At 62.1% G+C, this 13,983-nt stretch carries 8 protein-coding genes; 6 read left to right on the top strand and 2 right to left on the bottom strand.

The annotated features are described in order from the left end of the window. Positions 1 to 104 precede the first annotated feature (104 nt). The 6 genes from RIG82_06145 (at position 105) to RIG82_06120 (ending at position 11,103) form a co-directional block, all read left to right on the top strand. Complete coding sequence (locus tag RIG82_06145; protein ID MEQ9460512.1) at positions 105 to 1,904, top strand: hypothetical protein; 1,800 nt, start codon at positions 105 to 107, stop codon at positions 1,902 to 1,904. Positions 1,905 to 2,136: 232 nt separating this feature from the next. Continuing rightward, on the top strand, positions 2,137 to 3,966 hold the full coding sequence (locus RIG82_06140) for an ABC transporter ATP-binding protein (protein ID MEQ9460511.1): 1,830 nt from the start codon (positions 2,137 to 2,139) through the stop codon (positions 3,964 to 3,966). A gap of 10 nt (positions 3,967 to 3,976) precedes the next feature. Further along, a complete protein-coding gene (locus RIG82_06135; protein ID MEQ9460510.1) occupies positions 3,977 to 5,803 on the top strand; it encodes an ABC transporter ATP-binding protein in 1,827 nt (608 codons plus the stop codon). A 25-nt stretch (positions 5,804 to 5,828) separates the two neighbouring features. Then, on the top strand, positions 5,829 to 8,483 hold the full coding sequence (locus RIG82_06130) for a hypothetical protein (GenBank protein MEQ9460509.1): 2,655 nt from the start codon (positions 5,829 to 5,831) through the stop codon (positions 8,481 to 8,483). Positions 8,484 to 8,615: 132 nt separating this feature from the next. Continuing rightward, positions 8,616 to 10,094, top strand: coding sequence for a sulfatase (locus tag RIG82_06125; GenBank protein ID MEQ9460508.1), 1,479 nt, complete (start codon positions 8,616 to 8,618; stop codon positions 10,092 to 10,094). 37 nt (positions 10,095 to 10,131) lie between these two features. Beyond that, positions 10,132 to 11,103: a YHYH protein gene (locus RIG82_06120; protein MEQ9460507.1), complete on the top strand. Its 972-nt coding sequence runs from the start codon at positions 10,132 to 10,134 to the stop codon at positions 11,101 to 11,103. A 30-nt stretch (positions 11,104 to 11,133) separates the two neighbouring features. Here RIG82_06120 and RIG82_06115 read toward each other — a convergent pair whose 3' ends face one another. Further along, positions 11,134 to 12,714, bottom strand: coding sequence for a RuBisCO large subunit C-terminal-like domain-containing protein (locus RIG82_06115; protein ID MEQ9460506.1), 1,581 nt, complete (start codon positions 12,712 to 12,714; stop codon positions 11,134 to 11,136). Then, entirely contained in the window at positions 12,711 to 13,949 is a 1,239-nt protein-coding gene (locus RIG82_06110) for an HRDC domain-containing protein (protein MEQ9460505.1), read from the bottom strand. The genes RIG82_06115 and RIG82_06110 overlap by 4 nt, the downstream gene beginning before the upstream one ends. Positions 13,950 to 13,983 lie beyond the last annotated feature (34 nt).

The following is a 13,983-nucleotide window of genomic DNA, read 5'->3' as shown; positions in this document are numbered from 1 at the left end:
AATCACCGAAAATTACGACCCAGCAGGGGTCCATCGTGCATAATGTAGGTATCCCGTGCGTTCCAACTCACGGGGAGAAACCCCCCGCCTTCGATCGGGAATGCATGCCCAAGCTCTATCCATCGCTTTGCACCAGTGCCCGCGGGCTCTTGGCAGCCGCTTGCACACTGCTTGCTGCGGCCGCTCCCGCTCTCGCACTGGACGAGGACAACGTCCTGGTCGTCTACAACTCGGCCCAGGCCGATAGCGTCGCCGTCTACAACCACTACCTCACCTCACGCCCCGGCGTCCTAGGCTTCGATCTCAACGACCCGACCGTCACCGGCAGCACCTTCTTCGATTATGCCGACTACACCGGCAAACTCCGCGACCCCATCCGCGACTATCTCACCACCAACAACCTCGAGCAGCAGGTCGCCGTCATCACCCTCACCAAGGGCATCCCCCATCGCATCGACGATCGCAACACACCCAGCGCCGGCAACAATCCGCCCACAGCCGTCAATCTGCTCAATGCCGACAACGCAACCTACGCCTCCGTCGATTCTGAACTCACACTCCTCTGGCAGGACACCGAGACTGGCGAGGCCAACGGACCTTTTGACTCCGCCTCCGATAACTTTGTGACCAACCCCTACTGGAGTAGCACGTCGAAGATCACAGACTTTGATCGCTCAACGATCACCAATCCCAACAGCTTCCAGATCATCGGCGGCGGAACAGCCTACCGCATGAGAGAGCCCGGAGGCACTGAGTCTGATGCTGGCGACATGCTGCTTACATCGCGTCTCGATGGCTACTCCGTCAAAGATGTTCTGGCGATGATTGATCGCGCTAAAAACCCCATCTACAACACTAGTCACTACACCATCGTCGTCGATGAAAACTCAAGCAGTGAGTTCGACTGGTCAATCTTCAACGGCCTCAATGAGGGCGGCGATGACTTCGATGATTTCGTCAACTCAACTCCCTTCTACTACAATGCCGTTGAGTTCGACGATAACGGCTCAGAGTTTCTTCTTGGTGAAGAGACCGCCGCCTTTCTCGGAACCGCCAGCGCTCGCGTCGTCGAAGGGCCCGTCGCAGGCCTCATTACCTACGGCGGAAACCACAATGGCGGTAACACAGATAATCGTGGTTTCATCAACACATGGTCAGACCAGCTTGTCGATGGTGCTATCTATAACAGCACCGAAAGTTTTTCTGCCCGCAACTTCAACGGCATCGTCAATGGCTATAACGATCAGGCGCAACTCGCTGACTGGATAGCAGCAGGCGGAACCTTCGGGATCGGCGCTGTCTACGAGCCGTTTACCTTTGGCATGGCCGACAACGAACATCTCCTCCCCAACTTCCTGACCGACCTCGGAGCCTTCCAACGATTGTCATGGGTCGAAGCTGCCTGGTCAGGCATCCCTTACCTCTCCTGGCAAAACATGGTCCTCGGCGATCCCCTTGCACGAGCCACCATCGTTAATGTCAATCTCGGCGATGTCCCAGGCGACATTGACCTCAACGCTATGGTCAACCTCCGAGACCTCGAACTCCTGGCAACCCTCTTAGGCGACCCAGCCTTCGATCTCGATGGTGACCTCGACACCGACGCCGATGACATCGCCTTCTGGGTCCGCGACATCTTCGGATCAGAACTAGGCGATACCAACCTCGACTTCAAAGTCGATCTCGTCGATCTCTCAACACTCGCCACCCACTTTGGCGCAACCGACGCCCGCTGGTCTCTGGGTGATTTCAACGGCGACGCCGTCGTCGATCTCATCGACCTCTCACTCCTCGCCTCAGCCTTCGGTTTCGACGCCACACCCGCAGCCGCTCCTCTTGCGCTTCCCGAACCTGCCTCGGCCCTACTCCTCGGCCTCCCGGCTCTTTTGCTCAGCAGGCGCTGAACTTTTTTCTCATTTCTCTCTCAACACGCTGGCATCCGCTGCGCCGGTTGAGTATGGTGCTCGCTTCCCCACTTCGGGAGGCACGCTCATGCTCATGATTATCCACGCCACCCGCCGCTGACCCGCAGCCTCGCGCTACGCCTCAGCGACCACCGCACATCCTCACCCTACTCTACGGCTGCGCCCGGCTTACGCCGAAGCGCAGCACCCCCACTGACCACGGGAATACCCTGTGTCTCGATCTAAATCCACGCTCTCGATCACCTCGCTCATCCTCAGCAGGATCAGCGACTATCTCCCGGCGTTTCTCGCCGTGATCGCATCCGCTGGCCTCGCCGTCATCGGCACACCGGTCATCGTGCGCTACACGATCGACTTCGTCCTCCGCAACGATGCCACGCAGGGGCCCGCATGGCTCCTCGAACTCTGGTCATCCATCAGCCAGAACTACACCACCGCCACGATCCTCGCCGCCGCAGGAACACTCGTCCTCATCATCGTTTCGGCTAGTGCGGTGTTCGAGTACCTAGGCGGACGCTACACCGCCTACGCCTCCGAACGCATCGCGCGCAGCGTCCGTGACCGGATGTATGACCACCTCCAACGACTCCCCGTTCAGTACTTCGCTCATGCCGAGACCGGTGACCTCGTCCAACGCTGTACCTCCGACATCGACACCGTCCGACTCTTCGTCGGTAGTCAGATCGTCGAACTCTTCCGCGTCGTCCTACTCGCCGCCCTCATCGTCCCCATCCTATTCTGGATCGACTGGCGCATGGGACTCATCTCCACCATCCTCATGCCCGTCCTCCTGTTCGTCTCCACCTACTTCTTCTTCTCCATCCGCAACAGCTTCAAGACGATGGATGAGGCCGAAGGCGCTCTGACCGCCACCATCCAGGAGAATATCTCCGGTATCCGCGTCGTCCGAGCTTTCGCACGACAAGACTACGAACGCACCAAACTCGCCGAGCGGAACGCCGCCTTCCGCGATGGCGAAATACGACTCTTTGTGCTCTTCGCTCGCTTCTGGTCACTCACCGACTTGCTCATCTTCAGCCAGCTCGGACTCGCTCTGTTCTACGGTGCCCACCTCGCCATCCTCGGGCCCGACCAAGGCGGGATCACCATCGGACAGCTCTACCAATACTGGTATTACATCGGCATGGTCGGCTGGCCGCTGCGCCAACTCGGTCGCATCCTCGGCGAATGGGGCAAGGCCATCGTTGCCGCTGGCCGCATCAATGAGGTCCTCGCCACACCCGAAGAAACCATCAACGACCCTCAGCCCACAAACAACCTCCCCGACCGCCTCCAAGGCGACCTTGTCTTCACCAACGTCACCGCTCGTTACGACGACGCCGAACCCGTCCTCCACGATATCTCCTTCACCGCCAAACCCGGCCAGACCGTTGCACTCCTCGGGCCCTCCGGCTCCGGCAAGAGCACCCTCATCAGCCTGCTGCTCCGCTTCATCACGCCCGCAGAAGGCACCGTCACCTTCGCAGGTCACGACATCACCCAACTGCCCCGACAAACCCTCCGCGGACAGATATCGTCCGTCCTGCAGGAACCCTTCCTCTACTCACGATCCGTCCGCGAGAACCTCCTCCTCGCCGCCAGATCCGCTGGCGACGACCAGCTCGCCGGTGCCGCCGAAACCGCTTCGATCCACAGCTCCATCCTCGATTTCGAACGCGGATACGACACCCTTGTCGGCGAACGTGGCGTCACCCTCTCAGGCGGACAACGCCAACGCCTCGCCATCGCCCGCGCCCTCCTCCGCGACGCCCCAATCCTCCTCCTCGATGATGCCCTCTCCGCCGTCGATACCCAGACCGAGCAGCGCATCCTCCAGGGACTCCGCAAACGACACGCCGAGCAGATCACCCTCCTTGTCGCCCATCGACTCACCACAGTGATCCACGCCGACCTCATCCTCATTCTCGATCACGGCCGCATCATCCAACGCGGGACCCACCAGCAACTCATCACCCAACCCGGCCCCTACCAGCGCCTCTGGGCCATCCAATCAGGCACCATCGACGACCAGCCCAACTAGGAGCCCACCCATGTCTGATGGATACTTCGAAGACGATGCACCACTCCAGAAGTTTCGCGCCGCCAGTTTCCTCCGCGTTATCGCTTTCGCACGCCCCTACACCTGGCCCTTTGCCGGCATTATCGCCATAGCTCTCGTCGTCGCTTCCTTCGAGATCGGCTTCCCGACTGTCATGGCCAAGGTCATCGACGCCGCCGACCGAGCCGACCGCGAGACCATCCAGTTCATGATCCCAATCTTCATCGCCCTGGTGATGACCATGGCCGCTGCAATCGTCGCCTTCATCAATCTGGTTGGCTCTGTCACCGCCAACATCGCCCACGACATCCGCCGTGACGGCTTCGACAAACTCCAGGACCTCGAGTTCGCCTACTTCGACACAAGACCCACCGGCTGGCTGATGTCCAGACTCACCTCCGACTGCAACAAGATCGCCCGCATCATGGGCTGGGCCACCCTCGACCTCGCTTGGGGCTCCGCCACCATCACCGCCATCGCCGTCTATATGCTCTGGATCAACCTTGAACTCGGACTCGTCATCCTCTGCATCATCCCCATGCTCTTCTGGGTCGGACGCTTCTTCCAGGTCCGACTCCTCGATACCGCCCGCCACGTCCGCAGAACCGCATCACGCATCACCGCGACCTACAACGAGTCCATCCTCGGCGTCCGAACCACCAAAACCCTCGTGCAGGAACACAACAACGCCCGCGACTTCGCCGAGGTCTCCCAACGCCAGTACACCGAGTCCATGGCCCACGCCAAGTACGCCGCCGCCTTCATGCCCGTCGTCTCTGTCATCTGCTCCATCGGGATCGCCGCCGCCCTGTGGCGGGGCGGAATCCTCGTCGAGCGCGAGATCATTACCATCGGAACCCTCGTCCTCTTCATGAGCTTCGCCAACTTCCTCCAGGAACCCATCAAGGAAATGGCCCGCCAGCTCACCATGATCCAGAGCGCCCAGGCCTCCGCCGAACGCATCACCGACCTCCTCGAAACCGTCCCCGCCATCCGCGACAGCGCCGAAATCACGCAACGCATCGCCACCACCCAACCCAAACCCGGACAAGCCATCGACGGTTTGCCCGACCGCATCGAGCGCGTCCGCTTCGAGAACATCGCATTCGGCTACAACCCTGACCGCCCCGTCCTCAAGGACATCAACCTCGACATAGAGCCCGGCCAAACCATCGCCCTCGTCGGACCCACCGGGGGCGGAAAGTCCACACTCGTCTCCCTCCTCTGCCGTTTTTACGAACCCACGCAGGGCCGCATCCTCCTTGACGGCGTCGAATACCGCGATCGCTCCCTCGCCTGGTACCAGTCACGACTCGGCATCGTCCTCCAACAACCCCACCTATTCACTGGCACCGTCGCCGAGAACATCCGCTACGGCCGACTCGACGCCTCCGATGAACAAGTTGCCGAAGCCGCCGCCATCGTCCGCGCCGACCGCTTCATCCGCGAACTCGAACACGGCTACCAAACCCCCGTCGGCTCGGGCGGAATCCTCCTCTCCACAGGCCAAAAACAACTCATCGCGCTCGCCCGCGCCGTCATCGCCGACCCCGCCATCTTCGTCATGGATGAAGCCACCTCCTCTGTCGATACCGAGACCGAACGTCTCATCCAACAAGCCATCGAACGCGTACTCCACAACCGCATCGCCTTCGTCATCGCCCACCGCCTCTCGACAATCCGCTCCGCAGACAGGATCCTTGTCATCCAGACCGGCCACATCACCGAAAGCGGGGATCACCATGAACTGCTCCAAGAAAACGGCCACTACGCCCAGCTCTACCGCAACGACCTCGTCTCATGGAACGAAGCGAGCTGATTACCAACCGGTGACACACGCCTGGGTGCCAAGCACCCTTCAGATTCGTGTGGTCTGCCTCCTTCTCTTTGTCCTGCTCAACCCTCGCCTCACGAGTCAGGCCAGCGGCACCATCTGGTGGGAAGCCGAACACCCCGTCCGCCACACCTTCCCGCCATCCAACAGCTTCTCCCCCAACACCCGCGAAGAACGCGACGCCCTCTCCGCTGGCGACTGGCTCCAGACCGATCGCGCTGCCGGCGCCCGCATCTCCTACCGCATCGAGATCAACCAGCCCGGCACCTACCAGTTCTGGTCCCGCAAGTTCTGGAAACACGGCCCCTTTCGCTGGCGCTTCGACGACCAGCCCTGGCAGACCTGCTCCCGTGACATCACCCTCGCCGACCGCACCGTCCTCCGCACCCACCTCGAAGCCAACTGGGTCCACCTGGGCGAAGTCACCCTCGACCAGGGCCACACCGTCCTCTGGATCGAGATGCTCCCCGATGCCGGCCCCGCCGCCTTCGACTGCTTCCTCCTTACCGATCAACCCTTCATCCCCAACGGCAAACTCAAGCCCGGCCAAGCCCTTGGCCGCTCCGACCCCGGCTACCTCCCCTTCGAGCCACCGCCCGACCCCTTCGACCCCTCGCCCATCGACCTCCGATCCCTCAACCACCCCCGCGCTGGCGACCACGGCTTCGTCATCCCCCAAGGCACCGACTTCATCTATCAGCACACCGGCGACCCCGCCCGCTTCTGGGGCGTCAACCTCGGCATCCTCCCCACCGACGACGCCTCACGCGCCTACCTCGCCCGAAAACTCGCCAAGCTAGGCGTCAACCTCGCTCGCTTCCACCACAGGGTCTCGACCGACCGCCCCGACCAGATCGACACCCAGCGCATCGACAACACCATCCTCATGATCGAAGCCCTCGCCGATGAGGGCATCTACTCAACCCTCTCCTTCTACTTCCCCCTCTGGATCCGCCTGAACAACGACCCCCGCTTCCCCGGCTACACCGACCAGCAACCTCCCTTTGCCCTCCTCTTCTTCGACCGCACCTTCCAGGCTCAGCACCGTGCCTGGATGAAAGCCCTCCTCCACACACCCTCACCACGCACAGGCGTGACCCTCGCCGACAACACCGCCGTCGCCTGGATCGAGATCCAAAACGAAGACTCCCTCCTCTTCTGGACCTTCAGCCCATACGAAACCATCTCCCAGCAAGCGACTCAGACCCTCGAGCGCGTCTTCGCCAACTGGCTCCGCCGCCGCCACAACGACCTCGCCTCCGCCTTCACGTCATGGGGCGTGCGCCCAGGAAGCGTCAAAGGCGACGATCTCGACCAGGGCCGCGTCGGCCTCTATCCCGCTGGCTTCCTCACCAACCAGGACTGGGCAAAGAACGCCCGCAACCCTCGCCGCGCCTCCGACCAACTCGCTTTCTTCACCGACCTCCAGACCGCCTTCTACGCAGCCACGACGCGCTACCTCCGCGAAGACCTCAACGTCCGCTGCGCCATCGTCGCTTCCAACTGGATCACCGCCGACGACCCCACCCTCCTGCCTCTCGAAAAACTCTCCAACACCGTGACCGGAAGCCTCGACCGTCATGCCTACATAGGCGGACGCCACGAGGGCGATGCCGCCTCATACGACCTGCGCCCCGGCCAGACCTACCAATCCCGCTCGACCATCGCCCGCGAAATCCCCGCCACCTCACGACCCGAATACGCCGACACCCCCCACGTCATTTCCGAGTACGGCTACCCGATGCCCAACGCCCACCGCGCCGAGGCCACCTTCCTCGCCGCCACCACCGGCCGCGCCTCCGGACTCGACGCCATCATTTTCTTCTCCGTCGGGACCCTCGACTGGGAACGCCAACTCACCAAGTTCTCCACCCTCTCCCCCGCCGTCGCCGGCCAGTTCCCCGCCGCCGCTCGCATCTTCCGCCAAGGACTCGTCAGCGAAGCACCCATCGTGATCCGCGAACAACTCACCCGCACCGACCTCCTCGCCTTCAAAGGCTCCCAACTCGCAAGACCCGCCGACCTCGACGACCTCCGCGCTGTCGGACCTCAGGCCGTCAACGAACTCAGCCGCAACACCCTCACCTCCATCGCCCCGCTCCTGGGCCGCACCCGCATCGAACCCGATGCCAACGAATCCCGACTCATCGTCGCCGACGACCTCAAAGCCCACCGCTCACCCGATGGAACCATCACCTCCGTCAACGGCGAACTCACCACCGACCTCAACCGCCGCCTGCTCATCCTCAACACACCGGCCGCCCAAGGCGTCATCGGCGAACTCGCCAACGCTGGCGAAGTCATCACACGAGACACCATCATCCTCGCCACCAACGACCACGCCTCCATCCTCATCGTCGCCCTCGACGACCGACCTCTCGTGGTCAGCGAACGCATCCTCATCCAAGCCGTCACCGAGGAAACCAACTACGGCTGGAAAACGACCCCCACCGACAACAACCTCCTCCGCATCGATTCCATCGGCTCCGCCCCCATCCAGACCCGGCCCATCCGCGCCACCATCGACCTCAAGGTCGGCACCAACACCCTCCGCATCACCACCCTCGACCACAACGGCTACCCCACCACCACTCAAACCCTCAACACCCCCCGCATCACCCTCAACCCCAACACCTTCTATACCCTCGTCGAACCCCTCCGCTGATCACCCGCGAGTCAGGGTTCTGGAAAGTGCCATACCCGAGTCCTGCCTCATCCACGATGCAATAACCATCCGAATCCCGCGTTAACCCATCGACCGGACACCTGCCGCTAGTCACCCAATGCGGGATATCTCATGCAAACACGAGCAAGATCACGCTTCGTCGTCCCCCTGATCGCTGGCCTACTCTTGATAACCGGCAACGCCACATCTGACGGACAAACGAATCCACCCGCCAGTCCATCATCCAGCCAGACACCCAACATCATCCTCATGCTCGCCGATGACCAGTCATGGAATGGCACATCGGTCCAGATGCATCCGGACCTCCCTGATTCCCGTAGCTCAGTCATCGAAACACCCAATCTGGAACGCCTTGCCCGCGAGGGCATGCGCTTCTCCGCAGCCTACGCGCCCGCGCCGGTCTGTTCCCCCACGCGCGCAAGCATCATGACTGGCCAAACCCCCGCCAGACTCAACTGGACCACAGCAGCACCTTCCCGAGCACGGACCGACAACACAAAACTCCTGACACCCGACAGCAGACGCGACCTGCAGAACAATGAAATCACCCTGGCCGAACGTCTTCAGCAAGCCGGCTACGCGACCGCCCACTTCGGCAAATGGCATCTCCTAGGCGGCGGGCCCGAGCAGCACGGTTTCAAAACCAGCGACGGTAACCTCGGCAACGAAGCCGCCGCTCAGTTCAAAGACCCGAACCCAGTCGACCTCTTCGGCATGGCTGACCGTGCCGCAACGTTCATGCACCAGAGCCAGGCCAGCGATCAGCCCTTCTTCATTCAACTCTCCTGGCATGCGCTCCACGAACCCGAGAATGCTCTCGAAGCCACGAAGGCCAAGTACGCCAGTGAAACCGGCCTCCGAGGTCGGCAGGCCAATCGAGCCGCACTCTCCGAAGACCTCGACACCGCCGTAGGCCGTGTCCTCAACACTCTGGATCAACTCGGATTGGCCAAAAACACTTACGTCATCTACACCTCAGACAACGGTGGCGGAGCCAGCCCGCGAGGCCCCCTCTCTGGCGGGAAAGGGACTCTCAGCGAAGGCGGGATCCGAATCCCCTTCATCATCCGTGGCCCCGGTATCCCACCTGATTCCTGGTCACACACCCCCATCGTCGGCTACGACCTCTTCCCCACCTTCCTGCAGTGGGCACGCAGCAACAACCTCCCCCCATCACTCGATGGCGTAAGCATCACACCCCTGCTCGCAGGTCAGGGCGATCGCTTCGTTCGCCCGTCGAAACACCTCTTGTTCCACTTCCCTCACTACCAGAGCCAAGGCGGACCACAATCCGCTATCTACCTCGACGGCTACAAACTCATCACCTACTACGAATCAGGTGACACCCTTCTCTTTGACATCAGCAAGGACATTGCCGAGCAGCACGATCTCAGCCAGGCCGACCCGCGCCGAACCGCCTCACTCCAACGCATACTCGCCAACGCACTCGCACAAGCAGATGCAGGAATGCCCCAGATCAACCAAGACTACGACCCCTCGCGACCTCACAGCGCCCGAAGCGAGCAACGACGTGGCCAACGCAGAGAAACATCAGATCAGAGCCCACGACGTGCACGCCAAATACCCTGAGGTTCCTTGTCCAAGCCATCCCAAAAGGACCAGCACCATGAAACCCACCCTCTGCTGCACCACGCTCTTCACCTTAGCACTCCTGCTCACAACAAGCCTTCAAGCCCACCCTTCCCACACCCATGATGATGAACCTCAACAACTCGCACAGGCCGACCGACCCTTCAACAACCAGCGCTCCACAAACCGACCGCCCAGACACATGGAGCCCGTCGAACTCCCCGAACCCATTATCTCCATCACCATCGAAGGCGACACACGCGTGATCCGCGCCAACGGACTGCCCAACCACCAGACCGGCGACTTCCCCAACAACGGGAACCCTAACGCCATCCGACCCCAGAATCATGAGTTTAGACTCCCCCTCAACCCCACCATCAGCGACGAACCCACCAGTGCCCGACCGCAGTTCGGCGTTGCCCTCAACGGTGTCATCTTCGACGCCGGCACCGCCGAGTTCTGGACCCCCACACGCGATCGAGCCTTCGGTGGACGCTCACCCTGGAACTACGAAGCCCTCACAGGCGGCATCAACCTCGGACTCGACCAGAACAACGCGCACGTCCAGCCCACCGGGAAATACCACTACCACGGCATCCCAACAGGACTCATCCAAACCATCGCCGGCGAGCAGGACACCCACCGCGTCATGCATCTCGGCTGGGCACTCGACGGCTTCCCTATCTACGGACCATGGGGCTACGACGATCCCATGGTCCCCAACTCGGAACTACGCCAACTCAAATCCAGCTACCAACTCAAACAAGGCCATCGACCCGCGAGCCCCCAAGGCCCAGGCGGACCCTACGACGGCACCTTCGGACTCGACTTCGAATACGTACCCAACCTCGGTGACCTCGACGAATGCAACGGCCGCTTCGGCGTTACCCCCGAGTTCCCCAACGGAACCTACTATTACGTCATCACCCAAGACTTCCCCTCCATCCCCAGAATGTGGCGCGGACAACCACCACGCCGATCGCCCCGGGGCTTCGGACCCCCGCGCTAACACACCGCTGATCTAAAAACCCACCGCCACCTACGCCCCAACCGGCCTATCCCGCTTACGATCCACGATGCAGTAAAAGCCAAACGCCTTACCCGCCGAACGGTTCCGCACCTGATGAATCGCCAGAGGCGGAACATAAGCCAGATCATGCGGCCCCAGCGCATGAACCTCCCCCCCAATCTCCACCTCACCCTCACCCTCCGCCGCGATGATCGCGTGCACGTGACGATGCTTCTCGCAACTCGTGTAGCCGCCCGGCTCCAACTCGAAGTACCTCACATCAAACCCCATCGGCTCGCCCGCCTTGCCCATCAGCTCATAACGCTTCACCCCCGCAAACGGCAGCGCCTCATCCCCCTTGTAAGCAACCGCCGACCGTCCCTCCCAACCCTCAGCCGCCCGCCGCAACACAGCTCTCGCCTCTTGCCCAACCACCGCCGTACCCGGCATCTCGCACGCACTCGCCAGCCGCGCATCCACAGGCGTCTCCTGCTCATCACCGAACTTCGCGACGAGCGCCGCCCGCAACGCCGCCGCCCCACGCTCAACGCCCCCAGAATGCTTGAGCATCGCCCCGCCCACCAGCCAGCAGGTATCCGCTCCATAAGCCTTCGCCTGTTCATCCAGCCGCTCCACCGACATCCCGCCCGCAGGCGTCGGCCACGACGCCGGGCCCACCCCACGATCACCCGCTGGCTCGCGCAACCGATCAGCCAACCGCAGACACGTCGCCTGATCAAAATCAAAACGACCCCCCGCATTCGCATACACCGACGCATCACAACCCACCAGCCGCACCAGCGTCCCCAGCAGCAACGCATGATCCACGCCGTGATCCGGCCCGAGCATCGTCCCACCCGCAAACGTCGGGTGACTCATCAGCAGCAGGTCCGTCGTCTTCCGCAGATGCCAAACGGCATCGAACCCAATCAACATCGGCGACACCAGTACCCCACGAATCCCCTCCCGCTCGATCGCCTCCAGATACGGACCCCACTCCGCAGGCCCCACTGACAGATAAGGCAGATACCAGCAAGGCCGACCCGACCGCTCCGCCTCCCGCATCACCGCCGCTTGAAAAACCTTAATCCGCGCCGCAAACGCTTCCGCCGTCTCATCCACCAGGTTGTGATCATCCTTGATCAGATCACACCCACCCCGCGCCATCGCCGCCGCCACATCACCCAACGCCTCATTCGACAACCCCCTCGGCTTGATCGCCGAACACAGCAGCGGGCGCTTCGGCACACCCAGCATCGCCCGCAACCCCGCCACCCCATATCGCGGACCCTCGAACCGATCCGTAAAGTCACTCGGCAGCCGAACGTCCACCAGCCGCGAACCCCGGTACATCGAGCAGTTACCCGTCAACAGGTTGATCAACTGCGACGGCCGACCACTCGCCTGCCACGTCGCATACCGCACCGTCGCCCGCCACCGGCCCTCCACCTCATCAACCGACACCACCTCGCCGATCGTCCCCTCCGGCAGACCCGCCGCCTCCGCCACCTCCAGCGGGACCTCCACCGACTGCTCCACCGCCACCCGCAGCGCCAGGTCCGCAGCCCCCCCACGATCACGCCCAGCAACCTCGTACACCGCCTCAATCAAGACTCAGCTCCATCCATCGGAACGATCGGATTCCGATCCTCAGGCCAACAACCATCAAGCAACGCCGCCCGCCACCCGTTCGGCTCCGCGACATCGCGCACCAGTCGATCCCTCACAGGCAGCACTAGCGTCGCCAGATCACGCTTGCTGATTACCACCGCAGGATCAATCGACATCGCCGCACAACGCTCCTCCATCCGCTCCCACACCGCCTCCACCCGCTTCTTATGCTTATCCGGATTGATCTTCGGCCGCCCCGGCCGTGCCGGAATCGGACTTTCCTGACCCCGCTCGATCGCCGCCAGCAGCCGATCCCCATACACCGTCGCGATCGGCCGCGGCAGACCCTTGATCTTTGCGACCGCATCCACCGTCTCCGGCTGACCACCCGCCACCCGCACCAGCACGTCATCACCCATCACACTCCGTGGCGGCAAATCCTCCTCCTGCGCAATCGCAAAACGCTCGACCAGCAACGCATCCAGAATCACCCGCTCACGCCGATTCAACTTCCCCGCCCCCGCGCCGCGGAGCCTCCCGCCCAGCGGATCGAGCCGATACCGATCCGGCTCCTCGAGCGCAGCCATCTCCTCAGCGACCTTCTCGGTATGACCCAAATCGTCAATCCGTGCGCACAACGCGTCGTAGACAAGCGGCAGATAACGCACGTCGTTGGCAGCGTAATGAAGCTGTGCGCTCGTTAAAGGACGCCGATCCCACTGACTGAACTTCACGCTGTGGCCTAAATCAGCCCCCGTGGCCGCCATCACCAACTTCCCCAGCGACAGCGGATACCCAAAACCAGCAAACCCCGCCGCCACCTGCACGTCATAAACTGACCGCGCCGGACGCCCCAGCAGCCTCAGAACCGGCTCCAGGTCCTGCCGACCCGCGTGCACCAGCTTCATCACCCCAGGGTCCGCCAGCAGCTCCCAGAACCCCGTCAGGTCCAGACCCGCCAACGCATCAATCAGATAAAGACCGTCCGCCGTGCCGAGCTGGATCAGGCAGATTCGCGGGAAAAACGTCGTCTCACCAATAAACTCGGTGTCATAACCAAAACGCCCCACACCCTTTAGCACCTTCAAGACACGATCAAGCCCCCCCGCATCCATGATCAGTTCCGGCTCACCCTGAGGGACCAGACCATGGTCGAGAATCGGCGCGGGCTCGTGCTCCTGTTCATGGGCCGCCGCATCGTGGTTATGCCGGTGACGGCTCCGGTAGACACGCATGATGACAGGATAGCGGTCATAACGACTTATGTTT

It is taken from the genome of Phycisphaeraceae bacterium (assembly GCA_040222855.1).
Classification (GTDB): Bacteria; Planctomycetota; Phycisphaerae; order Phycisphaerales; family Phycisphaeraceae; genus Mucisphaera.
Note: the sequence above shows the minus strand (reverse complement) of the source record. Positions and strands in the feature narration are given on the sequence as shown.

What these genes read in the sequence shown, in the direction of transcription:
- RIG82_06120 (MEQ9460507.1), top strand. Translation starts at nt 10,132, where the DNA reads ATGAAACCCACCCTCTGCTGCACCACGCTCTTCACCTTAGCACTCCTG.
- RIG82_06110 (MEQ9460505.1), bottom strand. Translation starts at nt 13,949, where the DNA reads ATGCGTGTCTACCGGAGCCGTCACCGGCATAACCACGATGCGGCGGCC.
- RIG82_06125 (MEQ9460508.1), top strand. Translation starts at nt 8,616, where the DNA reads ATGCAAACACGAGCAAGATCACGCTTCGTCGTCCCCCTGATCGCTGGC.
- RIG82_06145 (MEQ9460512.1), top strand. Translation starts at nt 105, where the DNA reads ATGCCCAAGCTCTATCCATCGCTTTGCACCAGTGCCCGCGGGCTCTTG.
- RIG82_06135 (MEQ9460510.1), top strand. Translation starts at nt 3,977, where the DNA reads ATGTCTGATGGATACTTCGAAGACGATGCACCACTCCAGAAGTTTCGC.